The organism is Streptomyces sp. NPDC104096 (assembly GCF_055584385.1).
Window position 1 is genome coordinate 13,910 of the sequence record NZ_JBVJMD010000055.1, and the last position, 15,211, is coordinate 29,120.

Consider the following 15,211-nt stretch of genomic DNA (forward strand, 5'->3'; position numbering starts at 1 on the left):
GGCGCTCCCAACGATATCATTGGGGACCCCAACGATATCCGGCGGCCGCCTCCGTACAAAGGTCGCCCCCGATCCCCTGACGCACGCTCCTCGTCGGGCCCGGCGGCCCCGACCAACGTCTGCCGCACGCCCCTTGGACATGGGATGTCCTGACGTCCGGTGGTCCGGACATCCGCATGTCCGGACCACCGGACGTCGAGACGCACGAAGGGCAGGTCTCACCATGCCGTCAAGTCTTCGCACCCGCCTGAGATCCACCCTCGCCACGGCGTCGACCACCGTCGCGCTGCTCGCGCTGCCGGGTCCCGCGCACGCCCTGCCGTCGGCGGCCGACCCCGAGTTCGGACAGCAGGTGCTGTTCAAGGCGTCCCAGGACCCGGGGTACGCCTGCTTCCGGATCCCGGCGATCGTCACCACGACGGACGGCACGCTGCTGGCGTTCGCCGAGGGCCGGGTCCTCAACTGCGGTGACACGGCCGACATCGACATCGTGCTCAAGCGCTCCACCGACGGCGGGCGCACCTGGGGCCCGCTCCAGGTCGTCGACGAGGGCGGCGGCGACACCCACGGCAACCCCGCGCCGATCGTGGACCGCGAGACCGGCCGCGTCCTGCTGGCCGAGACGTACAACACCGGGCGTACGGACAGCGCCGGCTGTGCCGTCCCCTGCGACCGCACCCCGCACCTCCAGCACAGCGACGACGACGGTCTGACCTGGTCCGCGCCGCGCGACCTGAGCTCCGAGATCCGGCCCGCGAACTGGAACTCCTGGTACGCCACCGGCCCGGTGCACGGCATCCAGCTCACCCGCGGCCGGCACGCGGGCCGGCTCGTCCTCGGCGTCAACACCGAGACCTGGGACGGCGGCCGGGTCACCGCCGACCACGCGGCACTCGTCGTCAGCGACGACGGCGGCGAGCACTGGCGTCCCGGCGCCGTCGACTCCTGGCCGGTCGCCGAGGACGGCACCTTCCGCCAGAAGCCCTCCGAACTGACCCTCACCGAACTGGTCGACGGTGCCGTGCTGGTCAGCGGCCGGGAGCAGGACGGCACGGACCTCGGCCACCGCACCCAGGCGGTCAGCCGCGACGGCGGCGACAGCTTCACCGCGCCGTTCCGCGACCTGCCCGACCTCTACGCGCCCCAGGTGCAGTGCTCGACCCTCCGCCTGGGCCCGCGCCTGCTGCTGGCCTGCCCCGGTGACCCCGACCGCCGGCGCGGGATGATGATCCGCTCCTCCTACGACGGCGGCCGCACCTGGGACAGCCTGGACCGCGGCACCACCGTCACCACGGACTTCTCCGGCTACTCCGACCTGACCCGGATCGACGGGGACACCGTCGGCCTGCTGTACGAGGGCGGTGCCGTCGACGCCCGCGACGAGATCCGCTTCGCCCGCTTCTCCGCGGACTGGCTCGTGCCGCGCCGCGGCCCGGACCCGACCACCGACGACCTCGCCCCGGGCGCCGCACCCGCGACCGTGCTCGGCGGCGCCCGGGTGAGCGACGGGATCGACGGCGGCGCGCTGTCCTTCGACGGCTCCGACGACGGCGTACGTCTGCCCTACAGCGACCGGCTCCCGCTCGGGACGAAGGACTTCACCGCCTCCCTGTGGTTCCGCTCCACCGCCGCCACCGGTGAGCAGCCGCTGCTGTGGATGGGGGGCGTGGGCACCACACAGCCGCAGATCTGGCTGCGCGCGGAGCCCGCGAGCGACCGGGTGCGCGCCCTGATCACCGTGCGGGACGGCGCGACGGCCGTACGGTCCGCGGCCGTGAGCGTCACCGGCGCCTTCGACGACGGGCGCTGGCACCGGGTGGCGCTGCGCCGCGGCGGCGGCCGTCTGACGCTCTTCGTCGACGGCACGCAGTCGGCCGTCGCCGACGTGACCGGTTCGGTGAGCCGGAACTCGCCGTTCGGTGTCCACGTCGGCCAGCGCATGGACGGCCGGGAGTTCTTCACCGGCGCGCTCGACGACGTACGGGTATGGGACCGCGCGCTGAGCGACGCGGAGATCGCCGGCACACCGTCCGACGACCTTGCGCACACCGTGCTGCGGCTGCCGATGGACCGGGTGCGGGAGGCCGGCTGAGCACGGCGGGCCGCGACGGTCGCCGCGGGCCCCGGCGCGGCCGGGGTCAGCGCGAGCGGGTCGCCGTGACGGTGCTGGTCCGCACGGGGGCGGCCGGCGCGGCGGCCCCGGCCGGTTCCGGGTCGTGGGCCCGGCGCTTGGCGATCACCGCGCACACCATCAGCTGCATCTGGTGGAAGAGCATCAGCGGCAGCACCGCGAGCGAGGCGTGCGCGCCGAACAGCACGCTCGCCATCGGCAGTCCGGAGGCGAGGGACTTCTTCGAACCGGCGAACTGGATGGCGATGCGGTCCTCCCGGCCGAAGCGCAGCGCCTTCGTGCCGTACCAGGTCAGCGCGAGCATCACGGCGAGCAGGACGGCCTCGACCAGGAGCAGCCCGCCGAGCCGGACCGGGCTGACCTGGTGCCAGATGCCCTGGACCATGCCCTCGCTGAACGCGGTGTAGACGACGAGGAGGATGGATCCGCGGTCCACGTAGCCGAGCGCCTTGCGGTGCCGGGCGACGAAGCCGCCGATCCAGGGGCGCAGCACCTGCCCGGCGAGGAACGGCACGAGCAGCTGGAGCACGATCTTGACGACGGAGTCGGCGGAGAACCCGCCGCCGCTGCCGCCGAGCAGCGCGGCCGCCAGCAGCGGAGTGGCGACGATGCCCGCGAGCGAGGAGAAGGACCCGGCACAGATCGCGGCGGGCACGTTGCCGCGGGCCATCGAGGTGAAGGCGATCGACGACTGGATGGTGGAGGGGACCAGGGTGAGGAACAGCAGTCCCTGGTAGAGCGAGTGGGTCAGCAGCACCGGGACGAGTCCGCGGGCGGCCAGGCCCAGCAGGGGGAAGACCACGAAGGTGCAGAGCAGGACCGTGCCGTGCAGGCGCCAGTGGCGCAGCCCTTCGAGCGCCTCGCGGGTGGACAGCCGGGCCCCGTAGAGGAAGAAGAGGAAGGCGATCGCGGCCGTGGAGGCCCCGGAGGCGACCTCGGCGGCCGCCCCGCGCGCGGGCAGGAGCGCGGCGAGACCCACCGTCGCGAGCAGCAGCAGGATGTACGGGTCGATCGGCATCCGACTCGGCCGGCGCAGGCGTTTCACGGTGCTCCACTTGCTCGTGCGTTTCGGTCCGGAGCCGCTCAGGAGGCCCCCTTCCATCGTCCTCTCCCGCTCCGTGATCGGGAATCCGTCATACCGCTCTGACTGTCATCACGTGCCGTGATGGCCGGGTACGGTGGCAGCTGTGTACGACCCCTCCCAGCTGCGTACCTTCCTCGCGGTGGCGCAGACGCTGAGTTTCACCCAGGCCGCCGGGCGGCTCGGGCTGCGCCAGTCGACCGTCAGCCAGCACGTACGACGGCTGGAGGACGCCACCGGCCGGACGCTGTTCACCCGGGACACGCACTCGGTGGAGCTGACCGAGGACGGCGAGGCGATGCTCGGCTTCGCGCGCCGGATCCTGGAGGTGCACGAGCAGGCGACGACGTTCTTCGCCGGCACCCGGCTGCGCGGCCGGCTGCGCTTCGGCGCGTCGGAGGACTTCGTGCTGACCCGGCTCCCGGAGATCCTGGAGGGCTTCCGGCACGACCATCCCGAGGTCGACCTGGAACTGACCGTCGAGCTGTCCGGCACCCTGCACGAGCAGCTGGCCGCCGGGAAGCTCGACCTGGTGCTGGCCAAGCGGCGCCCGGGCGACCCGCGCGGCGAGCTGGTGTGGCGCGACGAACTGGTGTGGATCGGCGCGCAGCGGCTGCGCCTGGACCCCGACCGTCCGGTGCCGCTGATCGTCTACCCGCCGCCGGGGATCACCCGGGCCCTCGCCTTCGAGGCACTTCAGCGTCAGGGACGGGCCTGGCGCGTGGCGTGCACCAGCGGCAGCCTCAACGGGCTGATCGCGGCGGCCCGGGCGGGGCTGGGCGTGATGGCGCACTCGCGGGGGCTGGTCCCGCCGGGGCTGGTGCGGGTGCCGGAGCGGGCGGGCCTGCCGGAACTGGGCCGCGTCGAGTTCGTCCTGGTGCACGGCCGGCGGCGGACGGCGGCGCAGGGCGCGGCGGAGGCGCTGGCCGCGGCGGTCCTGGGCGGCGGGGACCGGCTGCACCGCCGCTGGCGCGGGTCCGGCGAGGAGCGCGCTAACGCGACGGCAGCGGGTACGTGAGCTGCTTGACCCGGCGCAGGAACGGCGTCGTCTCCACGTGCCGCACCCCCTCCAGCCGGCCGAGCGGACCGCTCAGATAGGCGTACAGGTCGGCCGTGCTCCTGGTCAGCACGGTCGCGACGATGTTCGAGGGTCCGGCGGTCGCGGAGACGTGGGCGATCTCCCGGTGGGCGGCGAGTGCCTCGCCGACCGGGTGCAGGGCCGCGGGGGCGGTGGTGATCCACAGGACGGCGGCGACGGAACGGCCGAAGATCTCCGCGTCGTACTCGATGTCGATGTACACCGCGCCGGAGGCCAGCAGCGTGCCGAGACGGCGTTTGACCGCGGACTCGGAGCGGCCGGTGGCGCGCATGAGCTCGGGGTGGGTGGCGCGTCCGTCGCGTTCCAGCACGGCCAGCAGCGGCTCGTCCTGCGGATCGATACGGGCCTCGCCCGCCGCCGGCGCCGCCGGCTGCGCGCTCAGGGCGGTGATCTGGTCGTCGGTGAGGGCGCCGAGCTTGCGGACCCAGCCGTTGACACCGCCGTAGAAGCGGTGGAGCAGTTGGTGGGCCCGGATCTCCACCACGCTCGGCGTGCGGGGCAGTTTGCCGAGCAGCAGGTCGTCGTGGTCGCCGGAGCTGCGCGGCCGGGTCAGGCAGAGGACCTCGGTGCCCCCGGAGGCCAGCCCGATCCAGTAGGTGTCGGGCCGCTTGGCCAGCGCGTCGGCGATGGCCAGGGCGCTGTCGGGTGCGCAGCGCAGCCGCAGCATCCACTGGTCCTGGCCGAGCCTGGTGGCGTCCCGGACCGCGACGACCCGCAGCCCGCCCTCGGCGCACAGCCTGCGGTAGCGGCGGGCGATCGTCTGGTCGGAGACGCCGAGCACCGTGCCGATCCGGCTGAAGGGGGCCCGGCCGTCGGCCTCCAGCGCGGACACCAGTTGCAGATCGAGCCGGTCGACCATGCCGGATTCCGTCATCGGAACGCCCCCCTCGGTCGGATTCCGTCGGTCGCGCCCCTGCCACCGCCGCGATCGGCCACCCTGCGGTCATCGTACGGAGGCATACGCAACCATCGCACAGGAAGTACAGGGGTGGAGGACATGCGGACATGGGGGCCGCTCACGGCGGTGTGCCTGGGCACGTTCATGTTGTTGCTGGACGTGACGATCGTGGTCGTCGCGCTGCCGGACATGGCGCGGGCGCTGCACGCGTCGCTGAGTGATCTGCAATGGGTGGTCGACGGGTACGCGCTGGCGCTGGCCGCGCTGCTGCTGGGCGTCGGGGCCGCGGCCGACCTGCTGGGGCGGCGACGGGTGCACGTGGCGGGCGTGGTGGTGTTCGCGCTGGCGTCGCTGCTGTGCGGGCTGGCGTCCGGGCCGGGCACGCTGGTGGCCGCGCGGGCCGTGCAGGGAGTGGGCGCGGCCGCGATGTTCGCGACGACGCTGCCGCTGCTCGGCTCGGTCTACCAGGGGCGGCAGCGGTCGGCGGCGCTCGGGGTGTGGGGCGCGGTGAGCGGCGCGGCCGCGGCGGTCGGGCCGGTGCTGGGCGGGCTGCTCACCGAGGGGCCCGGCTGGCGGTGGATCTTCTTCGTGAACCTGCCGGTGAGCGTGGCCGCGGTGTGGCTGATGCTGCGGGTGGTGCCGGAGTCGCGGGGCCCGCGCGGGATGCGGGTCGACTGGGCGGGCACGGTCACGTTCGCCGTGTTCGCCGGCGGGACGACGTACGCCGTGGTCCGGGCCGGGACCGAGGGCTGGGGCGAGCCGCGCACGCTGGTCGCGTTCGCGCTCGCCGCGCTGGCCCTGACCGCGTTCGTGCTGGTGGAACGGCGGGCCGCGCATCCGCTGCTGGACCTGGGGCTGCTGCGCAGGCCCGCCTTCGTGGGCGTGATGCTGGGGGCGCTGGCCTTCAACGGGGTGGCGTTCGGGGTGACGCCTTACCTGTCGATCTGGATGCAGACCGTGCTGGGGATGAGTCCGGTGCGCGGCGGGCTGACGCTGCTGCCGCTGACGGTCGCCGCCATGGTGGCCGCCGTGGTGGTGGGGCGACTGCTGCACGGGGTGCCGGCCCGGCTGACCATCGGCGGCGGGCTGCTGCTGATCGGCGCGGGGGCGTTCTGCCAGGCCGTGCTGGACTCCGGGTCGGACTGGACGGCGCTGGTGCCCGGGTTCGTACTGGTGGGTGTCGGGACCGGCTTCGTTTCGCCGACCGTGGCGGGCGCGGCCCTGGCGGCGGTGCCGGCCGAGCGGGCCGGGATGGCGGGCGGCGCGGTGAACACGGTCCGCCAGCTCGGGTACGCGCTCGGCGTCGCCGTCTTCGGCACCGTGGTGACCTCCCGGATGACCGACACGCTGCCGCAGGAGGCGGCGCACACGCTGGCGGGCGGCGGGGCGGGGGCCCTGCGGGGCGCGTTCCCCGAGCACGCGCTGCGCTCCGCGTTCGCGTCCGGGCTCGACACGGCGCTCGTGGCGGCGGGTTTCGCGGGCCTGGCGGCCGGTGCCCTGGTGCTGCTGCTGGTGCGTACCCCGGCCGCGGAACGCACCGCGCCGCGCGAGTCCGCCGCTCCGGCCGCGGCCGGGCAGGCCCCGGCCGCCCGCGGCTGACCGCCTCCGCACCGAGCCCCGCCGGACCCCTCGCCGGGGTCCGGCGGGCTCCCCGAGGGTCGTTCAACGTCGTACAGATTCAGTGGAGATTACGGTCGCGAAACTTACTCAACCGTCAGGTTTGTGTCCGGTCCTCCCCGCTATCGACTCTTTTCTCCTCCCCCGGATCAGGTGGAAACCGCCCCCGCCCGGCTTCCCGCCCCCTCCCGACCTGGCGTTCGGTGGGGTAGCTTTCACGGCGCTGTGCGGAGCACGACTAGAACGGGGAGCGGGTTTGCGCGAGTTCACCAACCCTCCGTCGGCGTCGGCACCGCCGGTCGGCGGCCTGGCCGACGTCGTCTTCCGGTATGCCGAGGAAGACCCGCTGCACATCGCGCTCGGCCGCAAGGACGAGCGGGGACAGTGGCAGGACGTGACCTCCGCCGAGTTCCGCGACGAGGTCCTCGCCCTCGCCAAGGGGTTGCTGGCCGAGGGCGTCCGCTTCGGCGACCGGGTCGCCGTCATGTCCCGCACCCGCTACGAGTGGACGCTCCTCGACTTCGCGCTGTGGTCGATCGGCGCCCAGGTCGTGCCGATCTACCCGACCTCCTCGGCCGAGCAGTGCTTCTGGATGCTGTACGACGCCGAGGTGGCGGCGGCGATCGTGGAGCACGAGGACCACGCGATGACGATCGCCACCGTCATCGACCGCCTGCCGCGGCTGCGCCGGCTGTGGCAGCTCGACGCCGGCTGCGTGCCGGAACTGTACGAGGCCGGCGCCCATCTCGACGACGAGGTGGTGCACCGGCACCGGGAGGCGGTCACCCCCGAGTCGACCGCCACGGTCATCTACACCTCGGGCACCACGGGCCGCCCCAAGGGCTGCGTCCTCTCGCACGGCAACTTCATGTTCGAGGCGGACACGGTCATCGCCCGCTGGGAGCCGGTGTTCCACTCCCGCAGGGGCGACGAGGCGGCGACGCTGCTGTTCCTGCCGCTCGCCCACGTCTTCGGCCGGATGGTGGAGATCGCCGCGATCCGCGGCCGGGTCCGCTTCGGTCACCAGCCGCGGCTCGACGCGTCCACGCTGCTGCCCGACCTGGCCGCCTTCCGGCCGACCTTCATCCTCGCCGTGCCGTACATCTTCGAGAAGGTGTTCAACGCGGCCCGCCGCAAGGCGGAGAAGGAAGGCAAGGCCGGCCCGTTCGAGAAGGCCGTCGAGGTGGCGGTGAAGTACGCCGAGGCCGTGGAGAACAAGGCCTGGGGCCTGGGGCCCGGCCCCTCGGCGGCCCTGCGCGTACAGCACCAGTTCTTCGACAAGCTCGTCTACGCCAAGGTGCGCGCCGCGATGGGCGGCCGCATCCGCAACGCCATGTCGGGCGGTTCCGCGATGGACCGGCGGCTCGGCCTGTTCTTCGCGGGCGCGGGGGTGCAGATCTACGAGGGCTACGGGCTCACCGAGTCGACCGCCGCCGCGACCGCCAACCCGCCCGAGCAGACCCGTTACGGCACCGTCGGCCAGGCCGTCCCGGGCGTGACCGTGCACATCGCGGACGACGGCGAGATCTGGCTGAACGGCGCCAACGTCTTCCAGGGCTATCTCAACAACCCCAAGGCCACCGACGAGTCCCTGCACGACGGCTGGCTGGCCACCGGCGACCTGGGCTCCCTGGACGAGGACGGGTACCTCACCATCACCGGGCGCAAGAAGGAGATCCTGGTCACCTCCGGCGGCAAGAGCGTCTCCCCCGGGGTGCTGGAGGAACGCGTCCGCGACCACCCGCTGGTCAACCAGTGCATCGTCGTCGGCAACGACCGCCCCTACATCGCGGCCCTGGTCACCCTCGACGAGGAGGCCGTGGAGCACTGGCTCCAGATGAGCGGGAAGGCGCTGCCGCCCCCGGCCGAGCTGGTGCGCGACGCGGACCTGGAGACCGAGGTGCGGCGGGCGGTGGTCGCGGCGAACACCCTCGTCTCGCAGGCCGAGTCGATCCGCACCTTCCGGATCCTGGCCCAGCCGTTCACCGAGGAGCACGGACTGCTCACCCCGTCGCTGAAGCTGAAGCGCAAGGCGATCGAGAAGGCCTACGCCGACGAGGTCGAGGCTCTTTACCACGCCTGAGCCGTTCCCCGGCGGTTCCGACGGATTCCCTCGTCAGGAATGCATCACGGCCCGTGATCGTTGACGATGGGAGTACCACTTGACGGACAACCGAAGGATCAAGAGCTCGTGAGCAGCAAGGTCCCCCCGATCATCCTCAACAACGGCGTCGAGATGCCCCAGCTGGGCTTCGGCGTCTGGCAGGTGCCGGACGCCGAGGCGGAGCAGGCGGTCGCCACCGCGCTGGAGGCCGGGTACCGCAGCATCGACACAGCGGCGATCTACGGCAACGAAGAGGGCACCGGCAAGGCCATCGCGGCCGCCGGCATCCCCCGCGAGGACGTCTTCGTCACCACCAAGCTCTGGAACAGCGACCAGGGGTACGACGCGACCCTGCGCGCGTTCGACACCTCCCTGCGCAAGCTGGGGCTGGACTACCTCGACCTGTACCTCATCCACTGGCCGCTGCCGTCCCGGGACACGTACGTCGACACCTACAAGGCGCTCGAGAAGCTCTACTCGGACGGCCGGGTGCGGGCCGTCGGCGTCTCCAACTTCCTGCCGGAGCACCTGGAGCGGCTGATCTCGGAGACCTCGGTCATCCCCGCGGTCAACCAGATCGAGCTGCACCCCTACCTCCAGCAGCACGCCCCGCGCGAGTTCCACGCGCAGCAGGGCATCGCCACCGAGGCCTGGTCGCCGCTCGGCCAGGGCAAGGGCCTGCTGGAGGTCCCGGCGATCGTCGCCATCGCCCAGAAGCACAACCGCACCCCGGCCCAGGTCGTGCTGCGCTGGCACCTCCAGCTCGGCAACGTCGTGATCCCCAAGTCCGTGACGCCGTCCCGGATCGAGGAGAACATCGACGTGTTCGACTTCGGCCTGGACGCCGAGGACCTCGCGGCGATCAGCGCGCTGAACGAGGACCGCCGGATCGGTCCCGACCCGGCGGCCTTCGACATCGGCTGACCTGACCTGCGGGTCAAGTCAGTTGGGCTGTCCGAGCGGTCGTACGACGACGGTGTTCACGTCGACCCCGTGCGGCTGCCGGACGGCCCAGACGACCGAGTCGGCGATCTGGTCGGCGGTGAGCAGGTTCCCGGGCGGCAGCGAGCCGTAGCCGTCCCAGAACGGGGTCTCCACCCGGCCGGGCGCGACCAGGGTCACGCCGACGCCGAACTCCGTGACCTGGCGCCGGGTGTTCTCCGCGAGGCCGGTCACCGCCCACTTCGTCGCTCCGTAGAGGTTGCCCGGCGTGTGCACGAACCCGGCGACGCTGCCGATCAGCACGATCCGGCCCCGGGTCTCCTTCAGCGCGTCGATCGAGGCCCTGATCAGCAGGGCGGGCCCCAGCACATTGGTGAGGACCATCTCGGTCCAGCCGGCCGGGTCGCCGTCCGCGACCGCGTCGTGGGTGGCGATGCCGGCGTTGGCGACGACGGTGTCCAGTCGGCCCCAGGTCTTGACCGTGGTCTCGACGGCCGACTGGATCCGCTCGTAGTCCGCCGCATCCCCGACCAGGGTCAACAGGCCCTCGGGGCGGCCGAGTTCCTCGGCGAACGCGGTCAGCCGCCGCTCGCCGCGGCCGGTGACGGCCACCCGCTGGCCGTCGTCCAGCAGCCGCCGCGCGACCGCGGCGCCGATGCCGCTGCCGCCTCCGGTGATGAGCGTGACCGGAGAGTCGGTCATGGTTTCCCCCTGCGTCTCTACGTCTCTGCGAACGACGGGGAGTCCATCACTTGGAGCGCTGTCGAAGTCAAGGGCGGCCGCCGCGGCAACCGCCCCGCCGGGCAGCACGAGCGGGGTCGCTACGCGGGCCGCACGGCCGTGTGAACGGTGTGCGCCGCCAGCACGAACACGTCCGGCCGGCGGTGCACGCTCACCTCGTCGTCCGGGTCGAGCAGACGGTCGAGGACGATGAGGTCCTCGGGCTCGATGTCCTCGGCGCAGGCCTCGCGCAGCCAGGACAGGGACGTGGCCACATAGCCGCGGGCCTGCTCGGACGCGGGCGCGGGCAGGTCCAGCAGGAAGGTACGGGTGCCGGTGTGCCGCAGGCCCGCGGCGGTCAGCAGCGCGGGCCAGTCCTCGCACTCGGCGACGGACCCCGGCAGAGCGGCTCGCATCCGCGCGAACCACGCCGCCAGCACCCCGTCCAGCCGCGGCTGGAGTCCGGAACGGCCGAGGCCCAGGTCGCGCGGCAGGTAGCGGGCGGGCAGCCCGCCCTCCATCAGCGCCAGCGTCCCGCCCGGCGCCAGCCGGTCGGCGAAGACGGAGAGGGCGGCGCCCTGGTCGCCGATGTGGTGCAGGCTGCGGGCCGCCCACAGCAGGTCGGCCGGTCCGTCCGTCTCGGCCAGTACGGACGGGAGATCACCGGCCAGGGTGCCGAAGCGGTCCGCGAGACCGAGTCCGGCCGCACGCCGGCGGGCCCGGTCCAGCAGCGGGGCGGCGGCGTCCACGGCCACCACCCGAGCGCCCGGGAACGTCCGGGCGAACCGGCAGGAGACGACTCCGGGCCCGCTGCCCGCGTCGACGATCAGTGCGGGCTCGGCCACCTGCTCCCCGAGCCAGGCCAGGATCTGGGTGTACAGCGGCGCGAACAGTTCCGCCTGGGCCTCCAGCGGTTCGGCCATCTCGGCCCAGTCCAGGTCGCCGCCGGGGGCGTCCTCGCCGTGACCGTGGTGATGGGGGTGGTGCGCCATGGAAGTCAGCCTCTCGTCCGGTAGCCGTCGGCGTGCGCCGACACACCGCGCGACGGCCGCCTCCGTTGCCGGGACGGGAACGGCAGGGACGGGAAACCCCGCCGGGGCCGGCCCCTGGAGGGGGTCGGCCCCGGCGGAGCGCGTCAGCGCGTCACAGCGCCGGGTAGGCGTTCTGCATCAGCTGCTGGAACTGGGCGGAGAACCAGTGCCCGGACAGCGGCGCGTTCGGCAGGGCACCCGACATGCTGTTGCCGTTGCGGGCGTTGCCCGTGTAGGTCGGGTCGCACATCCGGTCGAAGCCCTTGCCCTCGTCGTTCGCGATGGCGCTGCTGGAGCCGTCGGACTCACCCGGCGGCTTCATCCACACGTACGCGTCGATCCCGGTCGCCGGGGCCGCCTTCGGCCGTTCGCCGAGACCGGCTCCGGACTGGTTGCACCAGTTGCCGATGTGGATGCGGCGGTCGTAGCGGCCGCCGTCGACGTAGGTGTCCACGCTGGTCGTGGCGCCCGGTCCGGCGGGTCGGGCGGTGCCGCCCCAGCCGTTCCTGGAGGTGTCGATCAGCATGCCGATACCGGAGTTGAAGCCCACCGAGACAAGCTGGTTGCGGAAGGCCTGGGCGTACGACTGCTCGTCCACGTACCGGTTCCAGTCGACCCACTTCGACTGGCGCACGGAGGTGCCGTTGACGGTGTCGTTGACGGTGAAGTTGTTCTCCTTCAGGGCGCTGTAGTTGGCCGTGTTGGTGATGAAGCCGTGCACGTCGGCGACGGTGGCTCCCTCGGCGTTGGCGGCCTGGTAGAAGAGCTGGGCGGACGGGGCGAAGTTGTCGTCCCAGCCGAGCCAGCCGTGGTGGCCGGCGTCGATGTAGTTGTAGACGTTGGGGATCGCGCCGAGCTTGTTCAGCGCGTAGCCGACGCCCTTCACGTAGTTGCCGTTGGCGAGCATGGTGTCGCAGGCGGCCGTGGCGGTGGCCCGGCTGCCGGTGTTGGTGACGAGGTTGGGCAGCGAGTCGATCTCGATGGTGGTGACGATCCGCAGCGAGGCGTACTTCGAGTCGGCCAGGATCGCCGCGATCGGGTCGATGAACTGCGTCTTGTACTTGTCGATCTCCGTCGGGCCGAGTTCGCCGTTGGAGGCCAGTGCCGCGCAGTCACGTCCGGGCAGGTCGTAGACGACCAGCTGGACGACCTCCTCGCCGGTGCCCTTCTGGGCCAGCGCCGCGTCCAGGTGGGCCCGCAGCCCCATGCTCCCGCCGGTGCCCGCGATGGCGGCGATGCGGTCCAGCCAGACACCGGTGGGCTGGTTGGAGATCCGGCTGCCGCCGGTCTCCGCCGCGGCCTTCGCCGACCACTCGGGGTTCACGTACACCTTGGCGCCGACGTAGGGGTTGTCGACCTTGCCGGACGGATCGGTGCCTCCGCCGCCCCCGCCGCCCCCACTGCCGTCGTCGACGTTGCAGGTCACGCCGTCGAGGGTGAAGGCGGTCGGCAGGGCGTTGGTGCCGCTGTAGGAGGCCTGGAAGCCGAAGCTGACCGAACCGCCGGTCGCCAGCGTCCCGTTGTAGCTCTCGTTGTTGGCGGTGACGGCGGTACCGCTCTGGGTGATCTTCGCGTTCCAGCCGTTGGTGATCTTCTGGTTGCCGGCGTAGGCCCACTTCACCGCCCAACTGCTCTTGGCGGCGCTGTTGTTGGTGACGGTCACATTGGCGGTGAAGCCCGTGTCCCACTGGTTCTGCACCGCGTAGGCGACGGTGCAGGGGACGGCGGCGGACGCGGGAGCGGCCGTGACGGCCGCTCCGGTGGCGCCGGCGATCAGCGCCAGTGCGGCGAGTACCGCTGTTCTGCTACGGCTCATGAGTGCGGGTTCCTTCTGTGGTGTTCCGTGATGGATTGCGCGATTGACTGCACGGTGGAGCGCATGACGGGTTGCACGGTGGAGCGCGTGCTGGACTGCGCCGTGGGATGTGCGGTGGAACGCATGGTTCGGCGCGTGGTGGAGCGCATGCCGGACTGTGTGACGGATCAGCCGTTCAGGGCGCGCAGATGGTCGCGCAGCCCGGCTCCGTACGACGTGGGTGTGCCGTCGTACGCGGAGATGAGGGACGGCCCCGACGAGCAGTCCCAGGTGTTCCAGGTCCAGCCCAGGTAGGACAGACCGTGTGCGTCGAACCACTTCATGACCTGGTCGACGAACGCGTGCGAGCAGGTGTTCTCACCTATCTCCCCCGCCACCAGAGGCACTTGGGCGGCGACCGGGGCGAGCGTGGAGTTCCAGCAGCTCTCGCTCGCGCAGGTGTTGAAGTTGTACACGTGATAGGCGGCGGCGAGATTGCCCGCCGGGTCGGTGGGCCGGTAGGTGAGCCACTGGCCCAGGTCGTTGGAGTAGGCGAGCCCGCCGGCCAGGACCAGGTTGTTCGCGCCGGCGCCGCGTACGGCGTCGACCAGGTCCTGCATTCCGGCCACTTCGTAGCCGATGCCGGGGCAGCTGCCGCCGTCGCGCCAGCACTGCCACGCCTGGGTGGTCGTGGCGGTGGCCCGGTCCGGGTAGGGCTCGTTGAACAGGTCGAAGGCGACGGCCGGGTCGGCCTTGAAGGTGCTCGCAACCGACGACCAGAACGCGGGCGAGTACTGCATGTCGGGCATCGGCTTCTGGCAGGTGGCGTGGACGTCCGAGCAGCCGGCCGAGTTGCCGGTGTACTGCCCGTAGGTCCAGTGGAGTTCGACGACCGGCGTCATGCCGTGCGCCTCGACCCGGGCCACCAGGTCCTTCACCGCGCCGATGTAGTTGGCCCCGGAGTACTGGGGTTTGATGTTGGACAGGCCGAGCCAGCACTCCTCGTTCAGCGGTATCCGGACGGTGTTGGCCTTCCAGTCGGCGATCGCCTTGATCGCGGCGTCGTCGACCGGGCCGTCCCAGATGCCGTATCCCTGCACGCACATGAACTCGCCGCCGGAGCGGTTGACGCCGAGCAGCCGGCGGGTGCCGCCGGAGGCGTCGACGAGCCTGTTCCCGGAGACGTGCAGCGCGGGCGCCGTGCCGTCCGAGGGCGGCTCGGTGGGGGTCGGGGTGGGTGTGGGGGTGGGTGACGGCTCCGCGTCGGCGTTGCACGTGGTGCCGTTGAGCTTGAACGTGGCCGGCGGGGTGTTGCTGCCCGACCAGGAGGCGATGAATCCGGCGCTGACGCTCGCGCCGGTACCGAGGGATCCGTTGTAGCTCTCGTTCACGGCGGTGACGGCCGTACCGGACTGGGACCACTTGGCGTTCCAGCCCTGGGTGACCCTCTGGCCGCCGGCGAAGTCGAAGGTGAGGCTCCAACTGCTCAGGGCGGCCGTGTTGTTGGTGATGCTCACGGTGCCCTGGAAGCCGGAGTCCCACTGACTGACGACGGAGTACTGCACCGTGCACGCCGGCGTGGCCGCCTGCGCGGTGACGACCGGTACGACCGCTGCCCCGATGAGGGCGATCGCACCGGCGACGACTAAAAGACCTGAACGCGGGGGGTGTCGCATGAGCGAGTCCTTGCAGCTCGGGCGCGCCGTGGCGGACGCGTCGACTGTTGGAATCGCTCCCACTGGTGCGAAGGAAGGTAGCGCCAAGTGACGGTGAAGAACAGAGGGTTCGCTGAC

Annotated in this window: 11 protein-coding genes; 5 read left to right on the forward strand and 6 right to left on the reverse strand. The window is 72.1% G+C overall.

What is annotated here, in order from left to right; translation table 11 throughout:
• Positions 1-223: 223 nt before the first annotated feature.
• Positions 224-2,092 (forward strand): exo-alpha-sialidase, encoded by a 1,869-nt coding sequence (locus tag ACZ60B_RS35265; RefSeq protein ID WP_469394436.1) that lies wholly within the window; start codon positions 224-226, stop codon positions 2,090-2,092.
• 46 nt (positions 2,093-2,138) lie between these two features.
• Here the strand turns inward: ACZ60B_RS35265 and ACZ60B_RS35270 are convergent, their stop codons facing one another.
• A complete protein-coding gene (locus ACZ60B_RS35270; protein WP_469394489.1) occupies positions 2,139-3,149 on the reverse strand; it encodes a bile acid:sodium symporter family protein in 1,011 nt (336 codons plus the stop codon).
• Positions 3,150-3,318: 169 nt separating this feature from the next.
• Here ACZ60B_RS35270 and ACZ60B_RS35275 point away from each other — a divergent pair, with 169 nt between their 5' ends.
• A complete protein-coding gene (locus ACZ60B_RS35275; protein ID WP_469394438.1) occupies positions 3,319-4,230 on the forward strand; it encodes a LysR substrate-binding domain-containing protein in 912 nt (303 codons plus the stop codon).
• On the opposite strand, the gene ACZ60B_RS35280 is transcribed toward ACZ60B_RS35275, so the two are convergent.
• Positions 4,205-5,185 (reverse strand): Lrp/AsnC family transcriptional regulator, encoded by a 981-nt coding sequence (locus tag ACZ60B_RS35280; protein ID WP_469394440.1) that lies wholly within the window; start codon positions 5,183-5,185, stop codon positions 4,205-4,207. The two genes, ACZ60B_RS35275 and ACZ60B_RS35280, sit on opposite strands and share 26 nt — an antisense overlap.
• A 123-nt stretch (positions 5,186-5,308) precedes the next feature.
• On the opposite strand from ACZ60B_RS35280, the gene ACZ60B_RS35285 reads away from it, so the two are divergent.
• The 3 genes from ACZ60B_RS35285 (at position 5,309) to ACZ60B_RS35295 (ending at position 9,854) form a co-directional block, all read left to right on the forward strand.
• On the forward strand, positions 5,309-6,808 hold the full coding sequence (locus ACZ60B_RS35285; RefSeq protein ID WP_469394442.1) for an MFS transporter: 1,500 nt from the start codon (positions 5,309-5,311) through the stop codon (positions 6,806-6,808).
• Positions 6,809-7,082: 274 nt separating this feature from the next.
• Positions 7,083-8,909 (forward strand): AMP-dependent synthetase/ligase, encoded by a 1,827-nt coding sequence (locus tag ACZ60B_RS35290; protein ID WP_469394444.1) that lies wholly within the window; start codon positions 7,083-7,085, stop codon positions 8,907-8,909.
• Positions 8,910-9,017: 108 nt separating this feature from the next.
• On the forward strand, positions 9,018-9,854 hold the full coding sequence (locus ACZ60B_RS35295; protein WP_469394446.1) for an aldo/keto reductase: 837 nt from the start codon (positions 9,018-9,020) through the stop codon (positions 9,852-9,854).
• Between the two features lie 18 nt (positions 9,855-9,872).
• On the opposite strand, the gene ACZ60B_RS35300 is transcribed toward ACZ60B_RS35295, so the two are convergent.
• The 4 genes from ACZ60B_RS35300 to ACZ60B_RS35315 form a co-directional block, all read right to left on the reverse strand.
• The gene (locus ACZ60B_RS35300) at positions 9,873-10,574 is read right to left on the reverse strand and encodes an SDR family oxidoreductase (protein WP_469394448.1); all 702 of its coding nucleotides are present in this window, start codon (positions 10,572-10,574) and stop codon (positions 9,873-9,875) included.
• Positions 10,575-10,693: 119 nt separating this feature from the next.
• Complete coding sequence (locus ACZ60B_RS35305; protein WP_469394450.1) at positions 10,694-11,584, reverse strand: class I SAM-dependent methyltransferase; 891 nt, start codon at positions 11,582-11,584, stop codon at positions 10,694-10,696.
• A gap of 151 nt (positions 11,585-11,735) precedes the next feature.
• Positions 11,736-13,439 carry a glycoside hydrolase family 6 protein gene (locus ACZ60B_RS35310; protein ID WP_469394453.1) on the reverse strand — a complete coding sequence of 568 codons (1,704 nt, stop codon included), beginning with the start codon at positions 13,437-13,439 and terminating at the stop codon, positions 11,736-11,738.
• A 167-nt stretch (positions 13,440-13,606) separates the two neighbouring features.
• Positions 13,607-15,094, reverse strand: coding sequence for a cellulase family glycosylhydrolase (locus ACZ60B_RS35315; RefSeq protein ID WP_469394455.1), 1,488 nt, complete (start codon positions 15,092-15,094; stop codon positions 13,607-13,609).
• Between the last annotated feature and the right edge of the window lie 117 nt (positions 15,095-15,211).